1 protein-coding gene is annotated in these 321 nt (G+C 58.3%); it reads left to right on the top strand.

The window, feature by feature from the left end; translation table 11 throughout:
• Positions 1-86: 86 nt before the first annotated feature.
• Positions 87-321: hypothetical protein (locus tag AC1RPW_RS08290; protein ID WP_481769488.1), on the top strand; the 235-nt coding region annotated here is incomplete at its 3' end.

Raw genomic sequence — 321 nt, 5'->3', positions numbered from 1 at the left:
CATGCTGAATTCGAAGACACCATCAGCGCTGCCCTGATCGAGAACAGCATCCGAGAGGCGGTGCGCCGTATGGCCCGGCAACACCTGTGAAGCCCGTTGACAGGTATGACGTGATCCTAGACCTGATGTCTAGGAATTATGATCAGGCCGACGTACTGGACCGCTGGGCCGTTGATGAGTACGCGGAAAAGACTGGTGCGGCCATGGATATTATGCCGTACGGTGCCAATAAGTGTCCGCAGTTCGGCCGCGACCTTTCGAAGATGGCGTCGATGGGGTATTTGACGCGTGCGCGCACAGGCCTCACTGACATGCGCGGGC

This window comes from Dellaglioa sp. CoH-55-MRSF-8, from assembly GCF_056782195.1.
The sequence above is the reverse complement of the archived record's forward strand: the minus strand, read 5'-3'. Positions and strand labels throughout refer to the sequence as shown.